The following is a 23,377-nucleotide window of genomic DNA, read 5'->3' on the forward strand; positions in this document are numbered from 1 at the left end:
GACGGCCGCACCTGCAAAGTGACGGCAGTCAGCTGCACCGCACGAGATCGAATGATCGATATCGGCCATCAATCCGGTCGGTGCATGGACGACCGACGTCCCGCTTACGGTCAACGGCCCCGTATTGAGATGATCCACAATCTCGATGCCGACGCCGAGAAGCGGAAATTGCCTGCGCGGAACTACCCCCCTCGTCGCCGGCAACTAGCCGAACGGCGAGCTTCGCGCGTGCACATGGAAGCGACTGGTAAACTCGGGCAACCAAAGCAACAACTTCCTGCCTGACCTATGACCACGCTGTCGCCCGAAGCCTTCGCCGGCCATACTCCGATGATGCAGCAGTACCTGCGCATCAAGGCCGATCACCCCGACACGCTCGTCTTCTACCGGATGGGCGACTTCTACGAGCTGTTCTTCGAGGATGCGGAGAAAGCCGCGCGCCTGCTCGACCTGACCCTCACGCAACGCGGCGCCTCGGCCGGGACGCCGATCAAGATGGCCGGCGTCCCGCATCACGCGGTCGAACAGTATCTGGCGAAGCTCGTGAAGATGGGCGAATCGGTCGCAATCTGCGAGCAGATCGGCGACCCCGCCACGTCGAAGGGGCCAGTCGAGCGCAAGGTCGTGCGCGTCGTCACGCCCGGCACGCTGACCGACGCGGCACTGCTGTCCGACAAGAACGACGTCTACCTGCTCGCGATGTGCACGGGCCACAACAAGCGCGGCGTCGCGGTCAACATCGGCCTCGCGTGGCTGAACCTCGCGAGCGGCGCGCTGCGGCTCGCCGAGATCGAACCCGACCAGCTCGGCGCCGCGCTCGAACGCATCCGGCCAGCCGAAATCCTGACGGCGGACGGCGCGACCGACGCCGTGCCCGCGGGCGCCGGCGCGATCAAACGCGTGCCGGCATGGCACTTCGATATCGCATCGGGCACGCAGCGCCTGTGCGACCAGCTCGACGTCGCGGGCCTCGACGGCTTCGGCGCGCATTCGCTGACGAGCGCATGCGGAGCCGCCGGCGCACTGCTGCTGTACGCGGCCGCCACACAGGGTCAGCAATTGCGTCACGTGCGCAGCCTGAAGGTCGAGAACGAAACCGAATACATCGGGCTCGATCCGGCGACGCGCCGCAACCTCGAGTTGACCGAAACGCTGCGCGGCACCGAATCGCCGACGCTGTACTCGCTGCTGGACACCTGCTGCACGACGATGGGCAGCCGCCTGCTGCGTCACTGGCTGCATCATCCGCCGCGCGCGTCGGTCGCCGCGCAATCGCGCCAGCAAGCGATCGGCGCACTGCTCGACGCGCCGGCGAACGCGAGCCTCGACGCACTGCGCAGCGCGCTGCGCCAGATCGCCGACGTCGAACGGATCACCGGGCGGCTCGCGCTGCTGTCCGCGCGGCCGCGCGACCTGTCGAGCCTGCGCGACACGTTCGCCGCGCTGCCCGCGCTGCGCGAGCGCATCAGCGCGATCGTCGCGAACGCGGATGCGCTTGCCCGCGTCGACGCGGCGCTCGCGCCGCCCGCCGAATGCCTCGACCTGCTGACCAGCGCGATCGCCCCCGAGCCGGCCGCGATGGTGCGCGACGGCGGCGTGATCGCGCGCGGCTACGACGCGGAGCTCGACGAACTGCGCGACATCTCCGAGAACTGCGGGCAGTTCCTGATCGATCTCGAGGCGCGCGAGCGCACCCGCACGGGCATCGCGAACCTTCGCGTCGAATACAACAAGGTGCACGGCTTCTACATCGAGGTCACGCGCGGCCAGACTGACAAGGTGCCCGACGACTATCGCCGCCGCCAGACGCTGAAGAACGCCGAGCGCTACATCACACCCGAACTGAAGACCTTCGAGGACAAGGCGCTGTCCGCGCAGGAACGCGCGCTGGCCCGCGAGCGCGCGCTGTACGACGGCGTGCTGCAGGCGCTGCTGCCGTTCATTCCGGAGTGCCAGCGCGTCGCGTCGGCGCTCGCGGAGCTCGACGTGCTCGCCGCGTTCGCCGAGCGCGCCCGCACGCTCGACTGGGTCGCGCCCGCCTTCACCGACGAAATCGGCATCGAGATCGAACAGGGTCGCCACCCGGTCGTGGAAGCGCAGGTCGAGCAGTTCATCGCGAACGACTGCCGGTTCGGCGCCGAGCGCAAGCTGCTGCTGATCACCGGCCCGAACATGGGCGGTAAGTCGACCTTCATGCGGCAGACGGCGCTGATTGCGCTGATGGCGTACGTCGGCAGCTACGTGCCCGCGAAATCGGCCTGCTTCGGCCCGATCGACCGGATCTTCACGCGCATCGGCGCGGCCGACGATCTCGCCGGCGGACGCTCCACCTTCATGGTCGAGATGACCGAAGCCGCGGCGATCCTGAACGACGCGACACCGCAGAGCCTCGTGCTGATGGACGAAATCGGCCGCGGCACGTCGACGTTCGACGGCCTCGCGCTCGCATGGGCCATCGCGCGTCACCTGCTCGCGCAAAACGGCTGCTACACGCTGTTCGCGACGCACTACTTCGAGCTGACGCAGCTGCCGGCCGAATTCCCGCAAGCGGCCAACGTCCATCTGTCGGCCGTCGAGCACGGCCACGGCATCGTGTTCCTGCACGCGGTCAACGAAGGCCCGGCGAACCAGAGCTACGGGCTGCAGGTCGCGCAACTCGCGGGCGTGCCGGCGCCGGTGATCCGCGCCGCGCGCAAGCATCTCGCGTATCTCGAACAGCAGTCGGCCGCGCAGCACACGCCGCAGCTCGACCTGTTCAGCGCGCCGCCCGCCGTGGCCGACGAACTCGCGTGCGCGGATGCGCCGGCGCCGGCCGACGTCCCGCATCCGGCACTCGAAAAGCTGCGCGACATCGATCCCGACGACCTCAAGCCGCGCGAGGCGCTCGACCTGCTGTACGAACTGCGCACGCTCGTCCGCTCGCACGATGTCGACGGGCACGCGTAAACGCCTCCCGTCGGGCCGGCCGGCCCGCGCCGCCGCAGCCGCACTGGTCGCGGCGACGCTCGCGCTCGTGCAGGTGAGCACGCTCGCGGCACCGCCCAAGCGTGCCGCCGCCCCCTACTCGTTCGCGATCGTGTCGGGCGTCATCAACGCGCCGGCCGACGAGCCGGCCGCGCAGCGGCTGTTCGAATCGATCGCGCGCGAGCGCAATCTGGCCTTCGTCGTCTATGCGGGCGACCTCAAGGGTGCGAAGGAAGCGTGCCGCGACCCACTGTACACGCAGCGCGGCGCGATCCTGGGCGCATCGCGCGTGCCGCTCGTGTTCATTCCCGGCCACGACGACTGGGCAACGTGCAACACGGCGGCCGGCGGCAGCTACGATCCGGTCGAACGCCTGGACTTCCTGCGCCAGACGCTGCTGGCGGACGCCGCGCTGCCCGACGCCGGCGCGCTGCAGATCACCCGCGAAAGTGAAGTCGCGCGGTTCCGGCCGTATCGCGAAAACGCGCGCTGGATGCATGACGACGTCGTCTACGTCGCGCTGAACGCACCGGCGCCGAACAATCACTATCTGACGGCCGGCGGCCGCAACGGCGAATTCGAGGACCGCATCGTCGCGAACGGCTTCTGGATCGACCACGCCGCCGAATACGCGAAGCGGCGCGAAGCGCGCGCCATGGTGGTGATGTTCGAAGGCGATCCGCAGTTCGATCGCTACGAGCGGACCGAACGCTTTGCGTGGTTGCGTTTCAACCGGCCTCGCGTGCGCGACGGCTTCCGTGAACTGAAACGAACGCTGGTGAAGGCGGCGGCGACATTCCGCGGCCCGATTCTGGTGATGCACGCGAGCAGCGAGCCGCTTGCGAATGGTTTCCTGATCGATCGCCCGCTGCATGCGGACGACGGTGTGCTGGTGGGAAATGTGACGCGTGTCGCGATCGGACCGCGTCAGCCGGCGAATCAGTGGGTGAAGGTCAACGTGTCGCCGGCACGGCAGACGATCTTCAACGTGAGCCTGCAGGACGTGCCGAAGAATCTGCCAACCCCGCCCGCGCTGCCGGTCGTGCCGCGCGACGAGGTCCCGCTGCCGCAGATGCCGGAGATCCCGGCCTTGCCGGCCCTGCCCGACTCGTCGTCGGTCGCGCCGCCGCTGCAGGGCGACGGCACGACGCCGGGCGGCGCCTCGTGGCCCGCGCCGCCCCCTGCCTCGGGGCCGGCGCCCGGCCTGCCCGCCAGTTCAGTGCAGGGTGCGCCCTGACGGTGCGTCGCCGTCCTCGTCTTCGTCCTCGTCGACGATTTCGAGGCCTTCCGCGCCGTGCGCGTGCTCATGCTCGATCTCGTCCTCGGTCGCTTCGCGAACGTCCTTGACCGTGAGCGCGAAACGCAGCGCCATGCCCGCGAGCGGGTGGTTGCCGTCGAGCACGACCTTGTCTTCGGCGATGTCGGTGACCGTGTAGATCAGCGAATCCACTTCCTCGTCGCCGTCTTCCGGCGTGCCTTCGAACTGCATGCCCACTTCGATCGGCTCGGGAAAACGATCGCGCGGCTCGATCTTCACGAGTTCGGGATCGTAGTCGCCGAACGCGTCCTGCGGCTCGAGCTGAACCTGCGCCTGGTAACCGGGCTCCTGGCCGTCGAGCTGTTCCTCGATCTTGGGGAACGTGCCATCATAGCCGCCGTGCAGATAAACCATCGGCTCGTCGCTTTCCTCGATCAGATTGCCTTGCGCATCCGACAGCTTGTAAGCGACCGACACGACGGTGTTTTTTGCGATTTTCATCCAATTCTCCCAAATACAAGTCTCATTATACGATGCGCAACCGGTCTCAAGCCGAACCGCGGGATGCCGCTGACGCCCCGCTCGGCGCGCCGCCTTCCGATCTTCCCACGCCGCTGCTCGGCGGCCTCTCGCCGGCGCAATTCATGCGCCGCTACTGGCAGAAAAAGCCGCTGCTGATCCGCCAGGCGATCCCCGGCGTGAAGCCGCCGGTCACGCGCGACGCATTGTTCGAGCTGGCAGCCGACTATGACGCCGAATCGCGGCTGATCACCCATTTTCGTAACAAGTGGCAACTTGCACACGGCCCGTTCGAGCCGGGCGCGCTGCCGGCCATCTCGCGCAAATCCTGGTCCCTGCTCGTGCAGGGGCTCGACCTGCACGTCGACGCGGCGCGCGCGCTGCTCGACCGCTTCCGCTTCATCCCGGACGCGCGTCTCGACGACCTGATGATTTCGTACGCGACGGACGGCGGTGGCGTCGGCCCGCACTTCGACTCGTACGACGTATTCCTGCTGCAGGTCGAAGGCCGGCGCCGCTGGCGCATCGGTGCGCAGAAGGACCTGTCGCTGCAGCCGGACGTGCCGCTGAAGATCCTCGAGCATTTCGAGCCGAGCGACGAATGGGTGCTCGAGCCGGGCGACATGCTGTACCTGCCGCCGCACATCGCGCACGACGGCGTAGCGGAGGGCGAATGCATGACCTGCTCGATCGGCTTTCGGGCGCCGTCCGCCGGGGAGCTGGGCGCGCAATTCCTGTACTACCTCGCGGAACGCGGCGGCCTGCGCGACGAGCGCGGCGACGCGCTCTACCGCGACCCCAAGCAGCCGGCCGTCGACACCCCCGCGCAACTGCCGCCGGCGATGATCGAGCGCGTTGCTGAGATCGTCGAGGCGATCCGCTGGCGCAAGCGCGACGTCGCCGAATTCCTCGGCTGCTACCTGAGCGAGCCCAAATCGAACGTCGTATTCGAGCCGCCGGCGCGGCCGCTGTCCGAGGCCGCGTTCGTCGCGCAGGCATCGCGCCGGGGCGTGCATCTCGACAGACGCGCCGCATTGATGTATAACGCGCGATCGTACTTCATTAATGGCGAGGAACAACCGCTCGAGCAAGCCGGCGAATGGCTGCCCGAACTGGCCAATCTCCGCCACATGGAGGCGAAACGGTTTGTAACACTATCCCGGGCTCCCTCGATGACAGCCTTGCTGCACGAATGGTATTGTGCGGGCTGGCTGCGGGTCGGATACCGGATTTAGTGGGCCGCCCCGTATGCCCGTGCAGATCAAATTCTGTATGGGAAAGACAACGTATTGACCCCGCATTTGTCGACGGTCGATAGGAAAGTGCATATAATTTCCGCCCAAGCCGTAGGGAAGATTCACGCTCTAGAAGTGCGTCTCCACCAGCGGCCCAGGTCGGTGTTGGAGCACATTACCGGTATTGTTTCGCGCTGTTGCTTACCTTTAACCATAAAAGGACGTGATCATGAAGAAATCCCTCCTCGTAGCTTCCCTGTTGGCTGCTGTTGCACTGGCTGCTTGCAACAAGAGCGCTGATCAAGCTGCTTCGTCGGCTGCTAGCGACGCATCGGCTGCTGCTTCGTCGGCTGCTTCGGCAGTTGCTGGTGCTGCGAGCGACGCTTCGGCTGCTGCTTCGTCGGCAACGGCTGCTGCGAGCGACGCAGCTGCTGCTGTGGCGTCGGCTGCTTCGGCAGCGACGGCTGCTCCGGCTTCGGGCGCAAGCCAGTAAGCCTCAGCATCAGCTGAAAAAAAACCGGCCCTTCGGGCCGGTTTTTTTACGTCTGTCGGTTCCGCGCATCGCACCCGGCAGGCAAGCAGGCCAAGCCGTCGCCCCCCTTCCCGCGCCGCTCTGCGCCCGCTCAACCGAGCGTCAGCCAGTCGAAGCCCGCGTCCTGCGTGGCCACGACCACGTCCTCCCCGTCCGTTCCCAGCACGCCGGCAAACGCCTGGCGGGCCAGCTCGGGCCGGTTGTTCTGCTGGCTCAGGTGCGCCGCGACCAGATGCTGGAGGCGACTGCGTTCGAGCGATGCGAGGATGCCGGCGGCGGCATCGTTGCTCAGGTGACCATGATTGCCGCCGATCCGCGCCTTCAGCGACTGCGGATAGCGGCTCCCGGCGAGCATCGCGGTATCGTGGTTGGATTCGAGCACCAGCGCGTCACAGCCGCTCAGGACGGTCGTGATGTGCGGCGTGGCCATGCCGACGTCGGTCAGCACGCCGAGCCGGCGACAGCCATCCATGAAGACGAACTGGAGCGGTTCCCGCGCGTCGTGGGGCACCGTATAGGGCATCACGGCCAGATCGCGTATCGCGGCCGTCTCGTCGCCCCACAACACGTGGAGATCGACATCGGCCTCGTCCGCGCCTACTGCGCGCGCCGTGCCCCAGCTCATGTAGAGCGGCAGCGACCCGCGCCGCGCGAGCGTCAGCGCGCTGCCGACGTGGTCGCTGTGTTCGTGGGTGATGAGGATCGCATCGAGATCGTCGATGCCGAGATTCAGGCGGCCGAGGCGGCGCTCGACCTCCTTCGCAGAAAAACCGCAGTCGAGCAGCACGCGGGTGGTCGTCGTGCCGCTCGACACCTCGACGACCAGCGCGTTGCCTTCGCTGCCGCTACCAAGGCTGGCGAAGCGCACGCGGTCAGTTCAGCTGGGCCTGCAGCAGCGAAATGAGCCGCTGCGCATCCGACGAGTTGTCGACCTGGCCGTTCGCGTCGACCACCGCGACCTGCGTGCCGCCATTGCCCTGCGCGCGCACGTTGACCAGGTATTCCTTGCCCGGCTTGGCCGCCGACGGGCCGCCGTAGAACAGCTTGCCGAACAGCCCGTCGCGCTTCAGCTCTTCCATCGTGTTCGCGTAGCGGACGGTGTACAGGCCCTTCTCGCGGTCGCGATTGTCGACCGCGAAGTTGGTACGGTCGAGCGCGAGACCGACGCGCAGCCACGCGCGGTCGAACGATTCCGCCAGCTGCAGCGTCGCGGCGCCGCCGCTCGTGTCAGCGACCTTCGCCGGCGCCGTCGCGGGACGTGCATCGGTCAGCAGCTGCTTCGCCTGCGCGTCGCTCAGGCCGAACTTCTGCATCAGCTTCGACAGGAACACGGCCTCGAGCACCGGGTTGCGCGGACGCTCTTCCCAGCGCGACGACGTGCCGCCCTGCGGACCGACCATCATTTCTTCCATCGCGCTGTGCGTGATCGAGATGTCGGTGTTGCCGTCCGGCGTGCGGTTCACGAGCGTGCGGAAACGGTCGCGCGTGCCCGACGAGTATGCGAAGTCGATGACCTTGCCGATCGTGCGGCGGAACCAGTCGTCAGGAATGTTCGCGCGGTTCTCGGCCCAGTCGGTGGCCATGATGCCGGTCGACGGTGCGTCGGTCTTCAGCGAGAAGCCGTTTTCCTGCCAGAACTCCTTCAGGATCGGCCACAGCTGCTCGGGCGTGCGCCCGTCCACGACGAGCCAGCGGCGATCGCCGTCGCGCTCGATATGCATGCCGAGCGGATCCTGCGCGCTCGGGACGCCGTCGGTCGCGTTGCCGGAGGCCGTGGTCGCCCGCGGCGGCAGCGTGCCGAGACCGGCGTTGCTCGGCGGCGCGACGAACTGCTGGGTCGTCGGCACCGGCTTCAGGTCGCTCGGCACCGCGAGCGGCGGCGCCGAACCCGTGTTCTTGTAGTTGACCCGGTCAGGTGCCAGATAATCGTTCAGCGTATCGCAGCCGGCGAGCGCGCCCAGCGCCAGCGCCACCACCGAAACCTGGATGGCGCGAGAGGAAAAGGCGAAACGTTTCATGAAATCCTTCGTCTTGCTAGAACGCTCGTCAGGAGCGGCGCCGGACGGAGCCGGCCGGTGCGGGTTGATGAGGGGTCGAGCCGGCGGCCGCAGGACGCGGCCGCCTGAGCCTCAGGCGAGGACGCCGGCCTCGACGAGGGCCGAACGTACGACATCGTGGCAGCGCTCGTCGAGCGGCGTAAGCGGCAGGCGGATGCCGCCCTGCATCTTGCCCATCGCCTGCAGCGCCCACTTCACCGGAATCGGGTTTGCCTCGATGAACAGGTTCTTGTGCAGCGACAGCAGCTTCATGTGCAGCTCGCGCGCCGTTGCGACGTCGCCAGCCAGCGCCGCACGGCACAGGTCGCTCATCGCGCGCGGCGCGACGTTCGCCGTCACCGAGATGTTGCCGTGGCCGCCGAGCAGCATCAGCGCGATCGCGGTCGGATCGTCGCCGCTGTAGATCGCGAAATGCTTCGGCGCGGCCTTGATCAGGTGCGCGGCGCGATCGATGTTGCCGGTCGCTTCCTTCACGCCGATGATGCCCGGCACCTGCGCGAGGCGCAGCGTCGTCTCGTGCGCCATGTCCGCGACGGTGCGGCCCGGCACGTTGTACAGGATCACCGGCAGGTCGACCGCTTCGGCGATCGCCTTGAAGTGCCGGTACATCCCTTCCTGCGTGGGCTTGTTGTAGTACGGCACGACCTGCAGCGTCGCGTCGGCGCCGACGGCCTTCGCGTGCTTCGTCAGTTCGATCGCCTCGGCGGTCGAATTGCCGCCTGCGCCCGCGATGATCGGGATGCGCTTCGCCGCATGCTCGACCGCCGTGCGGATCATCAGGATGTGCTCTTCGACGTTGAGCGTTGCCGACTCGCCGCTCGTGCCGACCACGACGAGTGCATCGGTGCCTTCCGCGATGTGCCAGTCGATCAGTTTGCGAAACGCCGGCAGGTCGAGACTGCCGTCTTCGAGCATCGGGGTGACGATCGCGGGGATGCTGCCGCGGATTTGAATGCCGTCTTGGGTGCCGTTAGCCATGAAACGCGATTGATTGATGTACCGGTAAACGTTGAGATTGTAGCGGATTAGCCGGGCAGTTCGTAACGTGGAATTCCCGCCCCCGCCGTCGGGGTCGCGCCCTCGCGTACCGCGCAGATGCGCTGCACGAACGCCTCGCGCGGCGCGGCGACGAATCCGTCCTCGTACGCGACCACCCGCAGGCGGCCGCGCACCGCGTCCAGCAGCTCGCCCGGGGCGAGCAGGAACGCGGGATTGGACGGTTTGCCGACCGTTTCGTTTCCTTGCGCGAAGGTTTCGTAGATCAGCACGCCGCCCGGCGCCACCGCATCAAGCAGATGGGGCCAGAGCGGACGATGCAAATAATGGGTGACGATCACCGCCGCGAACGACGCGCCGGCCGGCAGCGGCCAGGGCGCGCCCTCGAGATCGGCGTCGCGCGCGTCGACGCCGGGAATCGCGCGCAATGCGGCCAGCGCGGCCGGATCGCGGTCGAGCGCGACGACCGGATGCCCGTGCGACGCAAACCAGCGCGCATGGCGGCCGCCGCCCGCGGCGACATCGAGCACCGCGCCGCCCGCCGGGACGAGCCGCGACCACCAGCTGACCCAGCGCGACGGCTCGGTCTGGGCGACGTGGCCGCCCGCGGCGGCAATGACGGGTTCGCGCATGCCGTCAGGTCAGGTGTACGACAGGCCCATCGCCTCGCGCACGTCGCGCATCGTCTCGACCGCGTGCTTGCGCGCCTTGTCGCATCCGTCCGCGACGATCGCGCGCAGCAGCGACGGATCGTCCATGTACTTCTGTGCGCGCTCGAGCATCGGCTGCTGTTCGCGCAGGATCCCTTCGACGACCGGCTGCTTGCAGTCGAGGCAGCCGATACCCGCCGAGCGGCAGCCGCTCTGCACCCACTGGTGCGTCGCTTCGTCCGTATAGACCTGATGCAGCTGCCACACCGGGCACTTGTCGGGATCGCCCGGATCGGTGCGGCGCACGCGCGCCGGATCGGTCGGCATCGTGCGGACCTTCTTCGTGATCGTCTCCGCGTCCTCGCGCAGGCCGATCGTGTTGCCGTACGACTTCGACATCTTCTGGCCGTCGAGGCCCGGCATCCGCGACGCTTCGGTCAAAAGCGCCTGCGGCTCGACCAGGATGATCTTGCGCGCGCCTTCGAGATAGCCGAACAGGCGCTCGCGGTCGCTCATCGACAGGCTTTGCGACTCCTGCAGCATCGCGCGCGCCTGTTCGAGCGCCTCGTCGTCGCCCTCCTGCTGGTACGCGTTGCGCAGTTCGTGATAGAGCTTCGCGCGCTTGCCGCCGAGCTTCTTCGCGGCCTCGAGCGCCTTCTCCTCGAAGCCCGGCTCGCGGCCGTACAGGTAGTTGAAGCGGCGCGCGATCTCGCGCGTCATCTCGACGTGCGGCACCTGGTCTTCACCGACCGGCACGAGCGAGCCGCGATACAGCAGGATATCGGCCGCCATCAGCACCGGGTAGCCGAGGAAGCCGTAGGTCGACAGGTCCTTGTCCTTCAGCTTCTCCATCTGCTCCTTGTAGGTCGGCACGCGTTCGAGCCAGCCGAGCGGCGTACTCATGCCGAGCAGCAGCGCGAGCTCCGCATGCTCGGGCACCTTGCTCTGGATGAACAGCGTCGCCTGCGCCGGATCGATGCCGGACGCGAGCCAGTCGATCAGCACGTCCCACACGTTCTTCTCGATGACCTCGGGCGTTTCGTAGTGCGTCGTCAGCGCATGCCAGTCGACCACGCAGAAGAAGCACGGGTACTCGGACTGCAGCTTCACCCAGTTTTTCAGCACGCCGTGGTAGTGGCCGAGGTGCAGCGACCCGGTGGGTCGCATGCCGGAGAAAATACGATCTGGGAACATGATTGTCGTTAGAAAAGCGAGGCGAAGGGAGACAGGATGGCGCTCAGCACGCCGGCCGCGGCGTTCACGAGCGGGCGCAGCCAGAAATTCGTCAGCACGCCCGTCGTGACCAGCACGAGGACGATGATGAAACCGTACGGCTCGATGCGCGACAGCGCGATCGATTGCTTCGGCGGCAGCAGTGCCGCGAGGATACGGCCGCCGTCGAGCGGCGGCAGCGGAAACAGGTTCAGCACGCCGAGCACCAGGTTCGCGCTGACGCCCGCATAGGCCATCCGCGTAAAGAACGGCTCGTCGATGCCGGCCGCGGGCAGCACGATGGTCAGCACGCCCCAGACCAGCGCCTGCACGAAGTTGCAGGCCGGACCCGCGAGCGCCACCCACAGGCTGCCCCAGCGCGGATCGCGCAGGTTGCCGAACGATACCGGCACCGGCTTCGCATAGCCGAACAGGAAAGCGCCGCCGGTCAGGAAATACATCACGAGCGGAATCGCGATCGTGCCGAGCGGATCGATGTGGCGCATCGGGTTGAACGACACGCGCCCCATCATGTAGGCGGTGTTGTCGCCGAGCAGGCGCGCGGCATAGCCGTGCGCAGCCTCGTGCAGCGTGATCGCGAAGATCACGGGCAGCGCGTAGACGGCGATGGTCTGAATCAGGGAAGCGTCCATATCGCGTTATTGTAACAAGCGCACTCGCGCAAAAATGAATGGCGCTTACGCGGCCGACAGCCCGAACGGTTCGAGCGCGCCGCGCCCCGCGCGCACGAGCTGCGGCGCGTCGCCCGTCAGGTCGATCACCGTCGACGGCTCGCGCGGACACGCGCCGCCGTCGATCACGAGATCGACCTGCTTCTCGAGCCGCGCGCGGATGTCGTCGGGATCGTTCAGCGGCTCGTCGTCCGGCGGCAGGATCAGCGTCGTGCCGAGCAGCGGCTGGCCCAGCGACTCGAGCAGCGCGAGCGTGATCGCGTGATCGGGCACGCGCAGCCCGATCGTCTTGCGCGACGGATGCGACAGCCGGCGCGGCACTTCCTTGGTTGCCTGCAGGATGAACACGTACGGGCCCGGCGTCACTGACTTGATCTGCCGGTACTGACGGTTGTCCACCATCGCGAAGTTGGCCAGTTCCGACAGGTCGCGCACGAGCAGCGACAGGTGCTGCTTCTCGTCGAGGCCGCGGATGCGGCGCACGCGCTCGACCGCGTCCTTGTCGTCGAGGTGGCACGCGAGCGCGTAGCTCGAATCGGTCGGCATTGCGATCACGCCGCCCTTGCTGACGATGTCCGCGGCCTGCTTGATCAGACGCGGCTGCGGATTATCCGGATGAATCCTGAAGAACTGGGACATGGGGACACGTAAAGAGGGAGAAGTCGGATGCGCGCCTCGCCGGCAGCGCGAACGGCGAACGGCAAGCGGCCGCGACGCGTCAGAGCCAGCGCTCCCAGACCGGTTTCAGGTCGGGCGGCAACGGCGGCAGGCTGCCGAGTTCGACGCGGCCCTCGCCCGGCGCATGGAAATCCGAACCGCGCGACACCTCGAAGCCGAAGCGGCGCGCGACGTCCGCGTATTCGCGGTATTGGTCGGGCGTGTGGCTGCCCGTGATGACCTCGATCGCCCGGCCGCCGAGATCGATGAATTCGCCGAAGAATGCGTCGAATTCGACCGGCGTATAGCGGTAGCGGCCCGGGTGTGCGACCACGGCCTCCCCGCCCGCCGCGCGAATCCATGCGACGGCGTCGGACAGCGTCGCCCAGCGGTGCGGAACGAACCCCGGCTTGCCGTCGCCGAGCAGGCGGTCGAACACGTCGGACGTCGATGCGGCATGGCCGTTCTCGACCAGGAAACGCGCGAAGTGGGTGCGCGAGATCAGGTCGGGATTCGACACGTACTTCAGCGCGCCTTCGTACGCGCCGGGGATGCCGAGCGTCTCGAGCTGCGCGGCGATCGCCCGCGCACGGGCCGCACGGCCGTGGCGCGTGCGGTACAGGCCGTCGACGAGCGCCGGGTTCGACGGATCGATGTGCAGCCCGACGATGTGCACGGTGCGCGACGCCCACGTGACCGAAATCTCGACGCCGCTCAGGTAGCACATACCGAGCGCTTCCGCCTCGCTGCGCGCCGCCGCCTGGCCGCCGATCTCGTCGTGGTCGGTCAGCGCCCACAGGGTCACGCCGCCGGCATGGGCGCGGCGCGCGACGTCGGCAGGCGACAGCAACCCGTCGGAAACATTCGAATGGCAGTGGAGATCAGCGTTCATTGTCGGTATGGCAGGTGAAGCTTCATTCTACTGCAATGCGGCAAATGCGCCGCCCGCCTGCCCCGCCGCTGCCGCCGCCGGCCTATGCGCAGAACGCCTCGATCAGCGCCGCGACCTGCTCCGGCTGGTCGTGATGGACCATGTGGCCGGCATCCTCGACGAGCTTTTCGCGCCAGTCGGGGAACGCGCCGAAGCGCGCCTTGAACTCGGCCAGCGGGATGTCGCCCGCGATGTAGGCGAGCGTCGGCGAATTGACGGCCTCGACGTGCAGCACCTTCGCGCGCACCTGCTTCCAGACGGCCATCACTTCGTCGAGCCGGTACAGCTGCGGGCCCGCCATCTTGTGCGCGGGGTCCGCCAGCAGGTGATACAGGCCGTCGTCGCCGCGCTTCGACCAGTGCGCGGCGAGGAACGCCGCGCGGCGCGGATCGAGCCGCGGATTGGTCTTGGTCAGCCGGGCCGCCACGTCGTCGAGCGACGCGTACGGGCGCAGCACCGGCGGCGCGCGCAGCTCGTCGAGCCAGCCGCGCAGCCGGCGCGGCGCCTGCTCGGCCCGCGCGGGGGCGAGCCCGAACCCTTCGAGGTCGACCACGCGCCGCACGCGCTCCGGCCGCGCGCCCGCGTACAGGCACACGACGTTCGCCCCCATGCTGTGCCCGACCAGGTTGACTTCGCCGGTCGGCGCATAGTGATCGACCAGCGCGTCGAGATCGCCCAGGTACTCGTGGAACCAGTAATGACCGCCGCCCTGCCGCGCGACCGGCCAGTCGGACAGGCCGAAGCCGCGCGCATCCGGCGCGATCACCTGCCAGTCGCCCGCGAGCGCGTCGACGACGAACTGGAACGATGCCGCGACGTCCATCCAGCCGTGCAGCATGAACAGCGTCGGCGCATCGGGCCGGCCCCAGCGCCGGACATGCAGCTTGACGCCGCGGACGGTGACGAAATCGGAAACAGAACTCGAGGCATTCATTGCAGCCGCCAAAAAAAGAATGGTCGTTCGATTATAGCGATGGCACTTCCGTTCCGGCGCCCGGCAGTCGAGGCTGCGCTCTAGCGACGGTGAGCCGACGGTACGTGTCCGGCGCATCGGCTGCCACGGAAATGCCGCCGAGCGGCCCGTGTGGCCAGCCGGCGGCAGCGTTCGCCCGCCCGTCTGGAGCCGGCGGCGCCCGCTCGCCCTAACCCGCCGCCGGGCCGTCCGGCACGTCCTGCGCGGCGAGTTCGTCCAGCTCCGCCTGCTCGAATCCCGCGGTGCGGCGCGCGTCGAAATTGAACGGGCCGCGCAGCCGCGGCGCATGGTACTGCTCGGCAAGCTCGCGGTAGGTGGGAACCGGATCGCGGCCGGCGGCGTCGCACAAGTGCCGGAACCAGCGGTTCCCGATCGCGACATGGCCGATTTCGTCGCGCAGGATCACGTCGAGGATCGCCGCGGACGCGTCGTCGCCCGCCTGCATGAGCCGCGCACGGATCGGCGGCGACGCGTCGAGCCCGCGCGCCTCGAGGGTGCGCGGCACGAGCGCCATCCGCGCGAGCACATCGGCCTTGGTCCGCTCGCACATCTCCCACAGCCCGTTGTGCGCGGGGAAATCGCCGTACGCATGCCCGAACCCGGCCAGCCGGTCGGACAGCAGCGTGAAGTGATAGGCCTCCTCGGCCGCGACCTTCAGCCAGTCCGCGTAGAACGCGTCGGGCATGCCGGCGAAGCGCCACACGGCGTCGAGTGCGAGGTTGATCGCGTTGAATTCGATATGCGCGAGCGCGTGCAGCAACACCGCGCGCCCCGCGGGCGAGCGCATGCTGCGGCGCTCGAGCTGGCGCGGCTCGACGAGCGGCGGGCGCGCCGGACGGCCGGGCAGGTCGGCCGGCTCGTCCAGGCCGAGCGCCGGCGCGATCGCGGCCCGTCCGGCCAGCAGCGCGTCATACAGCGCACGGACCTGCGAGGCCTTCGCGGCCGGCTCGGAGATCCGCAGCGCGTCGAGTGCGGCGCGGCGCACGCAACGCGGCGCCGCGGTAAGGGAAGAAGGCTGCATGCTCATCAAACGGGGGCACCATCCGCGCGCATCGCGGGAGCGCAGGCACGCGACGGTTTACAATAAGCGTTTGTGCCGTCACGCAACGCGCCCGGCACGCCAGACGCGCCATTCTACCGGCGCCCATCATCGAAGAGACCAGGAGACTCCGTGACGATCTACAAACTGGGCGAGACGGCCCCGACGATCCACGAAAGCGTATTCGTCGCCGATACGGCGGCCATCATCGGCAAGGTCGTGCTGGAGGAAAACGCGAGCGTCTGGTTCGGCGCGACGATTCGCGGCGACAACGAGACGATCACGGTCGGCACCGGCAGCAATGTCCAGGAAGGCGCGGTCCTGCATACGGACCCCGGCTTTCCGCTGACGATTGCCGAAAACGTGACGATCGGGCACCAGGCGATGCTGCACGGGTGCACGATCGGCGAGGGTTCGCTGATCGGGATTCAGGCGGTGGTCTTGAATGGAGCGGTGATCGGCCGCAACTGTCTGGTCGGTGCCGGCGCGGTCGTGACGGAAGGCAAGACGTTCCCGGACAATTCGCTGATTCTCGGCGCCCCGGCGAAAGTCGTGCGCGAGCTGTCGGCAGACGACATCGCGCGGCTGCGCGCAAATGCGAAGACGTACGTCGAGCGGCGTGCGCATTTCAAGGAGCAACTCGTGCGGATCGGCTGATTCGCGCGGATTTCAAGGAAGAAGAGTGAGCGACCAGTTACAGAAATTCATGTTCAATTCGGCACCCGTGCGCGGCGAGATCGTGTCGCTGCGCAACACGTGGCAAGAGGTGCTTTCCCGCCGTGACTACCCTGCCCCGGTGCGCACGGTGCTCGGCGAGATGATGGCCGCGTGTGCGCTGCTGTCGGCGAACCTGAAATTTCACGGCACCCTGATCATGCAGATCTTCGGCGACGGACCGGTCCAGATGCTGGTCGTCCAGTGCGGCTCGGACCTGTCGATGCGCGCCACGGCCAAGTTCGCCGGCGACGCGGCGCAGACGATCGGCGACGACATGCACTTCGCGTCGCTCGTCAACGCGAGCGGTCACGGCCGCTGCGTGATCACGCTCGACCCGGCCGAGAAACTGCCGGGCCAGCAGCCGTACCAGGGCATCGTGCCGCTGAACGGCGTCGACGGCCCGCTCGAATCGGTGTCGCAGGTGCTCGAGCACTACATGCACCACTCGGAGCAGCTCGACACGCGGCTGTGGCTCGCGGCCGATCGCGACCGCGCGGTCGGCATGCTGCTGCAGAAGCTGCCGGGCGACGGCGGCATCGTGCCGCGCAACGCCGAGACCGACGCCGACACCTGGGAGCGCGTCTGCACGCTCGGCGGCACGCTGTCCGCCAAGGAGTTGCTCGAGGTCGAACCGGAAGTCGTGTTCCGCCGGCTGTTCTGGCAGGAAAACGTGCAGCACTTCGACCCGGCCGGGACGCGTTTCCAGTGCTCGTGCTCGCGCGAGAAGGTCGGCGCGATGCTGCGCATGCTCGGCCGCGACGAAGTCGACAGCGTGATCGTCGAGCGCGGTCACGTCGAGATCCACTGCGAGTTCTGCAACCAGCGCTACGAATTCGATCCCGTCGACGTCGCGCAGTTGTTCGCCGCGCCGGAACTCGCGACCGGCATCACGCCCGCGACCGACCAGCGTCACTGAGCGCGCCGCGCGTCCGTGCCCGCGATGCGGGCGCGGGCGCATAATGACGCACGAGCGTCGCCCGTACGGCTCACGCGCCGCAGGTCCCGCCTTCGGCGCAAACCGCTTTCCACTGCGGCGCGCTGCTGGAGAAACACATGAATCGCCCGTTCCGCACCCTCGTCCTGGCCGGCGTCGCAGCCGGCACGCTGGCCCTCGCCGGCTGCGCGGTGCAGCCGCCTACGTCGACGATCCTGAGCCGCCTGCCCGAGCCAGGCGCGTCGGGCGGCCGGCCGCCCGCCCTGTCGAGCGCGGAGCGCAAACGCTACGACGAGATCGACCGGCAGGTGCTGCGCGAGCAGAACGACGCGATGGCGGCCGAGGCCGCCGCGCGCGCGTGGTCCTATTACTCGCCGCCACCCGTGACCGTCTACGGCGGCTATTACGGCGGCGGTTGGGGCAACCGGTGGGGCACCGGCATCGGCTATGGCTACGGTTACCCGGGCTGGTGGTGGTGACGCGACATCGCGTCGACCGACCCGATTGACGACTGACAGGAAATAAAAAAGCGCGGCATTTCCCGCGCTTTTTCAATGGTTCGGACTCCCGCGCTCAGTGATGCGCGGCCTTGCCCTTCTCGCCGCCGTGATGCCGCGACGGTTTCGCGATCGACTGCGGGTTCGGCACGACACGCACGGGTGCCGCGGACACGGTACCGCGCGTCGACGTGCTCGACGGCGTGTTGTTCAGCGGGCTGGCCGGCGCGTTCGGCGATACGAACTGCACGAACACTTCGCCATCCTTCACCATGCCCATCTCGTAGCGCGCGCGCTCCTCGATGGCCGCGGTACCGCCCTGCAGATCCTGCACTTCGCCCGCGATCCGTTCATTGCGCAGCTTCTCGTCCGCGTTCTTCTGCAGCTGATCGCCGAGCTGCTGGCGCAATTCGTGCACCCGCAACCAGCCGCCGTGTCCCCACCATAGGGGGTACTGAATGAGCGCCAGCAAGGCAATCAGGACGACAGTGACAAGCCGCATGTAAGAGACGCAGATATAAGAAGCGCCGCTCCGCGCGACATGCACAGAGCGGCGTCGAGATGACGAACCCGATAGTAGCGCGTTAGCGCAGGTTATAGAAAGCCGATTTGCCCGGGTAGCTCGCGATGTCGCCGAGATCTTCCTCGATGCGCAGCAGCTGGTTGTACTTCGAGATGCGGTCGCTGCGCGACAGCGAACCCGTCTTGATCTGACCGGCGTTCAGGCCGACCGCGATGTCCGCGATCGTCGAATCTTCCGTTTCGCCCGAGCGGTGCGAGATCACGGCCGTGTAGCCCGCGCGCTTCGCCATTTCGATTGCCGCGAACGTTTCGGTCAGCGTACCGATCTGGTTGATCTTGATGAGGATCGAGTTCGCGATGCCCTTCTCGATGCCTTCCTTCAGGATGCGCGTGTTCGTGACGAACAGGTCGTCGCCGACGAGCTGCACCTTCTTGCCGAGGCGCTCGGTCAGCAGCTTCCAGCCGTCCCAGTCGCCTTCGTGCATGCCGTCTTCGATCGACACGATCGGGAACTTGTCGGCGAGCGTCGCGAGGTAGTCGGTGAATTCGGCCGACGACAGTTGCAGGCCTTCGCCCGCGAGCTGGTACTTGCCGTCGTGGTAGAACTCGGAGGCCGCGCAGTCGAGCGCGAGCAGCACGTCTTCGCCCGCACGGTAGCCGGCCTTCTCGATCGCCTGCAGGATCGTCGACAGGCACTCGTCGTTGCTGCCGAAGTTCGGCGCGAAGCCGCCTTCGTCGCCGACTGCCGTGCTCATGCCGCGGTCGCTCAGGATCTTCTTCAGTGCGTGGAACACTTCCGCGCCGCAACGCAGGGCTTCACGGAACGTCGGCTGGCTCACCGGGACGATCATGAATTCCTGGATGTCGAGGCTGTTGTTCGCGTGCGCGCCGCCGTTGACGATGTTCATCATCGGGACCGGCAGCTGCATCGCGCCCGAGCCGCCGAAGTAGCGGTACAGCGGCAGGCCGGCTTCTTCAGCCGCTGCCTTCGCGACGGCCATCGACACGGCCAGCATCGCGTTCGCGCCGAGGCGCGACTTGTTGTCGGTGCCGTCCAGCTCGAGCAGCGTCTTGTCGAGGAACGCCTGTTCCGACGCGTCGAGGCCCATGATGGCTTCGGAGATTTCGGTGTTGATGTGCTCGACCGCTTTCAGCACGCCCTTGCCGTTGTAGCGGCCGGCTTCGCCGTCACGCAGTTCGATCGCTTCACGCGAGCCGGTGGACGCGCCCGACGGCACCGCCGCGCGGCCCATCGTGCCCGATTCGAGCAGCACGTCGCATTCGACGGTGGGGTTGCCGCGCGAATCCAGAATCTCGCGGCCGATGATATCTACGATTGCACTCATGGGTTTCCTCTGAGAATGACGATGGATTCTTCAAACTGCGACGGCATGCGCGCCGACGTTGCTTACGCTACTGACGCGCGAAGCCGTCGCATGGTTCATTCGATCTTTAGTTGAAATCGTTTTCCAGGAACGGATTGCGCTTCACCGCCTGGTCGAGCGTGACGAGGGTCTCCAGCAGCGCGCCCATCCGGTTCAGCGGCACCGCGTTCGGGCCGTCCGACTTCGCTTCGGCCGGATTCGGATGCGTTTCCATGAAGAGGCCCGCGACACCCGTCGCGACCGCCGCACGCGCGAGCACCGGCACGAATTCGCGCTGGCCGCCCGAGCTCGTGCCCTGCCCGCCCGGCAGCTGCACCGAGTGGGTCGCATCGAACACGACCGGCGCGTGCGTCTCGCGCATGATCGCGAGCGAGCGCATGTCGGACACGAGGTTGTTGTAGCCGAACGAGACGCCGCGCTCGCACGCCATGAAGCGGTCTTCCGACAGCCCCGCGTCACGCGCCGCGTCGCGCGCCTTGTCGATCACGTTCTTCATGTCGTGCGGCGCGAGGAACTGGCCCTTCTTGATGTTGACGGGCTTGCCCGAGCGTGCGCACGCGTGGATGAAGTCGGTCTGGCGGCACAGGAACGCGGGCGTCTGCAGCACGTCGACGACCGACGCGACCTGCTCGATCTCCTCGATCGAATGCACGTCGGTCAGCACCGGCAGGCCGAGCTGGCGCTTCACCTCGCCGAGGATCCGCAGGCCCTCGTCCATTCCGAGGCCGCGAAACGACTTGCCCGAGCTGCGATTCGCCTTGTCGTAGGACGACTTGTAGATGAACGGGACGTTCAGCTTCTCGCAGATCTCCTTCAGGCGGCCCGCCGTGTCGATCGTCATCTGCTCCGATTCGACGACGCAGGTACCCGCGATCAGGAAGAAAGGCTGGTCGAGACCGACCTCGAAATCGCACAGCTTCATGCTTTACACTCCGCGCGCTTGCTTGTTGGCGAGCGCGGCTTCGACGAACGACTTGAAGAGGGGATGACCGTCACGCGGCGTGGACGTGAATTCCGGGTGGAACTGGACGCCGACGAACCACGGGTGCATCGAGCGCGGCAGCTCCATCATTTCCGGCAGATCCTCGCTCGGGGTACGGGCGCTGATGATAAGGCCGCCGGCTTCGAGCTGGGGCACGAAGCGGTTATTGACTTCATAACGGTGGCGATGGCGCTCGTTCACGTCCTTGCCATAGATCTCTTCGGCCATCGTGCCGGGCTTGATCGGGCAGCGTTGCGAGCCGAGGCGCATCGTGCCGCCGAGATCGGATTCCTCGGTGCGCGTCTCGACCTTGCCTTCGCGGTCGTGCCACTCGGTGATCAGCGCGACCACGCGTTCCGGCGTTTCCGGATCGAATTCCGTGCTGTTCGCCTGCTTCAGGCCGACGACGTCGCGCGCGAATTCGATCACCGCGAGCTGCATGCCGAGACAGATGCCGAGGTACGGCACCTTTGCCTCGCGCGCATAGCGGATCGCCGCGATCTTGCCTTCCGTGCCGCGACGGCCGAAACCGCCCGGCACCAGCACGGCGTCGAGATGCTTCAGGCTGTCGACACCGTTCGTCTCGATCTCTTCCGAGTCGATGTACTCGATGTTGACCTTGGTCGACGTGTGCAGCGATGCGTGGCGCAGCGCCTCGATCAGCGACTTGTACGACTCGGTCAGATCGACGTACTTGCCGACCATGCCGATCGTCACTTCGTGTTTCGGGTTTTCCAGCTTCTCGACGAGCTCCGACCACATGCTCAGGTCGGCGTCCTTCGGCGACAGCTTCAGCTCTTCGCAGATGATCCGGTCGAGGCCCTGGTCGTGCAGCATCTGCGGAATCTTGTAGATGCTGTCGGCGTCCCACACCGAGATCACGGCGTCTTCCGGCACGTTCGAGAACATCGAGATCTTCTTCGATTCGTCGTCCGGGATGCGGCGGTCCGCACGGCACAGCAGCACGTGCGGCAGGATGCCGATCTCGCGCAGCTTCTGCACGCTGTGCTGGGTCGGCTTCGTCTTCAGCTCGCCGGCCGTCGCGACGTACGGCACGAGCGTCAGGTGCACGAAGCACGCGCTGTTGCGGCCGAGGCGCAGGCTCATCTGGCGCGCGGCCTCGAGGAACGGCAGCGACTCGATGTCACCGACCGTGCCGCCGATCTCGACGATCGCGACGTCCGGTTCGCCGCAGGTGGCCGATGCCGCCCCGCGCTCGATGAACGCCTGGATTTCGTTCGTGATGTGCGGAATCACCTGCACGGTCTTGCCGAGATAGTCGCCGCGGCGTTCCTTGCGGATCACCGATTCGTAGATCTGGCCGGTCGTGAAGTTGTTGGCCTTGCGCATCTTCGTGCTGATGAAGCGCTCGTAGTGGCCGAGGTCGAGGTCGGTCTCCGCTCCGTCTTCCGTCACGAACACTTCGCCGTGCTGGAACGGGCTCATCGTGCCGGGGTCGACGTTGATGTAGGGATCGAGTTTGAGGAGGGTGACTTTCAGACCGCGCGATTCGAGGATCGCGGCGAGAGAGGCGGCGGCAATACCCTTGCCGAGGGAAGAAACTACGCCGCCGGTGACGAAAACATATTTGGTCATCGCTGGATGCTCGCGGGAAAAACGGATTATACCGTAAAGCCCGCCCTTCTCTCAGCAATTGACGCGATGATCCCGCCCTTTCGCGTTGTGCCGCGCCAGCCGTGCGCGCCGGGGCGAACCGGCCGGCCGGACGGTGCAACCGCGCACGCCGGACGCGGAGCACCGGACCAAGGCGTCAGGCGCTGTTCGCGAGCGCCGCGCTGTCGCGCGGCACGCCGCCCTCCGCCGTTTTCAGCGAATTCAGCATCCGCTGCAATGCGCGGGCCGTCTCGATCGGCCGCTCCATCGGGAACAGGTGGCTGCCCTCGATCCATTCGATGCGCCCGCGCGCGGCGCGGCGCGTCGCCTCGAGCCCGACCTGCCGCACCTCGCGCGAGCGCGTGCCGGCGAGAAAGCCGAGCGGCACCGGCGCGCCGTGCGCGAGCCGCGGGCCGAGCGTGTGCGGCAGCGTCCGGTAGATCAGGTATTCGACCTGCCGGTCGAATGCGAGCGCGCGTTCGCCGTCGGCGCCCGCCTGCGGGATGCCGTGGTCGATGTAGTCCGACAGCATCCGCTCGTCCCAGCGCGCGAACGCGGGTTTCTCGTGAAAGTGCCGCCAGGCTTCGTCGCGGCTCGCCCAGCGCGTGCGCCGGTTGCGCGTCGCGGCCGCCGGCGACAGCCGCTCGTCGAGCCCGGCCCACTGGCTCGCGCGCAGCGCGCCGGCGCGCCATCCCGCGATGATCGGTGAATCGATCATCACCACGCCGCGCACCCAGTGCGGTTTTTTCAGCGCGGCCATCAGCGACAGATAGCCGCCGAGCGAATGGCCGACGAGCCAGACCGGGCGCTCGTAGCGGCTGCCGATGTCGTCGAGCAGCTGCTCGACGAGATGCGGCCAGTCGCGCGTCACCGGGTAGCGGCGGTCGTGACCGATGCGCTCGATGTAACGCAGGTCGTAGTCGTCTGCCAGCTCGGCGAAGATCGTCCGGTACGTCGAGGCCGGAAAACCGTTCGCATGCGAGAAGTGGAGGATGTCCTTCAAACGCCAAT

Annotated in this window: 24 protein-coding genes; 7 read left to right on the forward strand and 17 right to left on the reverse strand. The window is 67.3% G+C overall.

Features of this window, described 5'->3' with window-relative positions:
- Positions 1-288 precede the first annotated feature (288 nt).
- A complete protein-coding gene (gene mutS / locus DID99_RS18480) occupies positions 289-2,946 on the forward strand; it encodes a DNA mismatch repair protein MutS (RefSeq protein WP_124667263.1) in 2,658 nt (885 codons plus the stop codon).
- Positions 2,927-4,201, forward strand: a complete 1,275-nt coding sequence (locus DID99_RS18485; protein ID WP_124667264.1) for a hypothetical protein — start codon at positions 2,927-2,929, stop codon at positions 4,199-4,201. The genes mutS and DID99_RS18485 overlap by 20 nt, the downstream gene beginning before the upstream one ends.
- Here the strand turns inward: DID99_RS18485 and DID99_RS18490 are convergent.
- Positions 4,181-4,723 (reverse strand): peptidylprolyl isomerase, encoded by a 543-nt coding sequence (locus DID99_RS18490; protein WP_044847987.1) that lies wholly within the window; start codon positions 4,721-4,723, stop codon positions 4,181-4,183. The genes DID99_RS18485 and DID99_RS18490 overlap by 21 nt on opposite strands.
- 32 nt (positions 4,724-4,755) lie before the next feature.
- Between DID99_RS18490 and DID99_RS18495 the strand changes: the two genes are divergently transcribed.
- Together DID99_RS18495 and DID99_RS38485 are read left to right on the forward strand one after the other, a co-directional pair.
- Positions 4,756-5,976, forward strand: a complete 1,221-nt coding sequence (locus DID99_RS18495) for a cupin domain-containing protein (protein WP_124667265.1) — start codon at positions 4,756-4,758, stop codon at positions 5,974-5,976.
- Positions 5,977-6,030: 54 nt separating this feature from the next.
- Positions 6,031-6,276, forward strand: coding sequence for a hypothetical protein (locus DID99_RS38485; protein ID WP_011657350.1), 246 nt, complete (start codon positions 6,031-6,033; stop codon positions 6,274-6,276).
- Positions 6,277-6,296: 20 nt separating this feature from the next.
- Here the strand turns inward: DID99_RS38485 and DID99_RS37315 are convergent, their stop codons facing one another.
- The 11 genes from DID99_RS37315 to DID99_RS18555 all read right to left on the reverse strand — a co-directional run bounded on the left by DID99_RS37315 (position 6,297) and on the right by DID99_RS18555 (position 15,703).
- Positions 6,297-6,479 carry a hypothetical protein gene (locus tag DID99_RS37315; protein ID WP_185500420.1) on the reverse strand — a complete coding sequence of 61 codons (183 nt, stop codon included), beginning with the start codon at positions 6,477-6,479 and terminating at the stop codon, positions 6,297-6,299.
- A 120-nt stretch (positions 6,480-6,599) separates the two neighbouring features.
- Positions 6,600-7,376, reverse strand: coding sequence for an MBL fold metallo-hydrolase (locus DID99_RS18510; protein WP_124488293.1), 777 nt, complete (start codon positions 7,374-7,376; stop codon positions 6,600-6,602).
- Between the two features lie 4 nt (positions 7,377-7,380).
- The gene (gene bamC / locus DID99_RS18515) at positions 7,381-8,526 is read right to left on the reverse strand and encodes an outer membrane protein assembly factor BamC (protein WP_044847990.1); all 1,146 of its coding nucleotides are present in this window, start codon (positions 8,524-8,526) and stop codon (positions 7,381-7,383) included.
- A 111-nt stretch (positions 8,527-8,637) separates the two neighbouring features.
- Complete coding sequence (gene dapA, locus DID99_RS18520; RefSeq protein ID WP_044847991.1) at positions 8,638-9,543, reverse strand: 4-hydroxy-tetrahydrodipicolinate synthase; 906 nt, start codon at positions 9,541-9,543, stop codon at positions 8,638-8,640.
- A gap of 47 nt (positions 9,544-9,590) precedes the next feature.
- Positions 9,591-10,193, reverse strand: a complete 603-nt coding sequence (locus tag DID99_RS18525; RefSeq protein ID WP_124667266.1) for a bifunctional 2-polyprenyl-6-hydroxyphenol methylase/3-demethylubiquinol 3-O-methyltransferase UbiG — start codon at positions 10,191-10,193, stop codon at positions 9,591-9,593.
- 9 nt (positions 10,194-10,202) lie between these two features.
- Complete coding sequence (locus tag DID99_RS18530; protein ID WP_044847993.1) at positions 10,203-11,405, reverse strand: tryptophan--tRNA ligase; 1,203 nt, start codon at positions 11,403-11,405, stop codon at positions 10,203-10,205.
- Between the two features lie 8 nt (positions 11,406-11,413).
- Positions 11,414-12,076, reverse strand: coding sequence for a site-2 protease family protein (locus tag DID99_RS18535; protein WP_044847994.1), 663 nt, complete (start codon positions 12,074-12,076; stop codon positions 11,414-11,416).
- A gap of 45 nt (positions 12,077-12,121) precedes the next feature.
- On the reverse strand, positions 12,122-12,754 hold the full coding sequence (locus DID99_RS18540; RefSeq protein WP_124522131.1) for an L-threonylcarbamoyladenylate synthase: 633 nt from the start codon (positions 12,752-12,754) through the stop codon (positions 12,122-12,124).
- A gap of 79 nt (positions 12,755-12,833) precedes the next feature.
- Entirely contained in the window at positions 12,834-13,664 is an 831-nt protein-coding gene (locus tag DID99_RS18545; protein WP_124667267.1) for a 3',5'-nucleoside bisphosphate phosphatase, read from the reverse strand.
- Positions 13,665-13,746: 82 nt separating this feature from the next.
- A complete protein-coding gene (locus DID99_RS18550) occupies positions 13,747-14,637 on the reverse strand; it encodes an alpha/beta fold hydrolase (protein ID WP_124488297.1) in 891 nt (296 codons plus the stop codon).
- A gap of 208 nt (positions 14,638-14,845) precedes the next feature.
- A complete protein-coding gene (locus DID99_RS18555; RefSeq protein ID WP_124667268.1) occupies positions 14,846-15,703 on the reverse strand; it encodes a ferritin-like domain-containing protein in 858 nt (285 codons plus the stop codon).
- 144 nt (positions 15,704-15,847) lie between these two features.
- Here DID99_RS18555 and DID99_RS18560 point away from each other — a divergent pair, with 144 nt between their 5' ends.
- From DID99_RS18560 to DID99_RS18570, 3 genes are all read left to right on the forward strand, one after another.
- Positions 15,848-16,372: a gamma carbonic anhydrase family protein gene (locus DID99_RS18560; protein WP_057925213.1), complete on the forward strand. Its 525-nt coding sequence runs from the start codon at positions 15,848-15,850 to the stop codon at positions 16,370-16,372.
- A gap of 25 nt (positions 16,373-16,397) precedes the next feature.
- Positions 16,398-17,348, forward strand: coding sequence for an Hsp33 family molecular chaperone HslO (gene hslO, locus DID99_RS18565; RefSeq protein WP_124488299.1), 951 nt, complete (start codon positions 16,398-16,400; stop codon positions 17,346-17,348).
- A 137-nt stretch (positions 17,349-17,485) separates the two neighbouring features.
- Positions 17,486-17,845 carry a hypothetical protein gene (locus DID99_RS18570; protein WP_124667269.1) on the forward strand — a complete coding sequence of 120 codons (360 nt, stop codon included), beginning with the start codon at positions 17,486-17,488 and terminating at the stop codon, positions 17,843-17,845.
- 94 nt (positions 17,846-17,939) lie between these two features.
- On the opposite strand, the gene ftsB is transcribed toward DID99_RS18570, so the two are convergent.
- The 5 genes from ftsB to DID99_RS18595 form a co-directional block, all read right to left on the reverse strand.
- Positions 17,940-18,365 carry a cell division protein FtsB gene (gene ftsB / locus DID99_RS18575; protein WP_044848176.1) on the reverse strand — a complete coding sequence of 142 codons (426 nt, stop codon included), beginning with the start codon at positions 18,363-18,365 and terminating at the stop codon, positions 17,940-17,942.
- Between the two features lie 82 nt (positions 18,366-18,447).
- A complete protein-coding gene (gene eno, locus DID99_RS18580; RefSeq protein WP_011885396.1) occupies positions 18,448-19,731 on the reverse strand; it encodes a phosphopyruvate hydratase in 1,284 nt (427 codons plus the stop codon).
- Positions 19,732-19,837: 106 nt separating this feature from the next.
- A complete protein-coding gene (gene kdsA / locus DID99_RS18585) occupies positions 19,838-20,692 on the reverse strand; it encodes a 3-deoxy-8-phosphooctulonate synthase (RefSeq protein WP_124488301.1) in 855 nt (284 codons plus the stop codon).
- A gap of 3 nt (positions 20,693-20,695) precedes the next feature.
- Positions 20,696-22,348, reverse strand: coding sequence for a CTP synthase (locus DID99_RS18590; protein WP_124488302.1), 1,653 nt, complete (start codon positions 22,346-22,348; stop codon positions 20,696-20,698).
- Positions 22,349-22,523: 175 nt separating this feature from the next.
- Complete coding sequence (locus tag DID99_RS18595; protein WP_044848179.1) at positions 22,524-23,369, reverse strand: alpha/beta fold hydrolase; 846 nt, start codon at positions 23,367-23,369, stop codon at positions 22,524-22,526.
- Between the last annotated feature and the right edge of the window lie 8 nt (positions 23,370-23,377).

The organism is Burkholderia sp. Bp8986 (assembly GCF_003854225.1).
Lineage (GTDB): Bacteria > Pseudomonadota > Gammaproteobacteria > Burkholderiales > Burkholderiaceae > Burkholderia.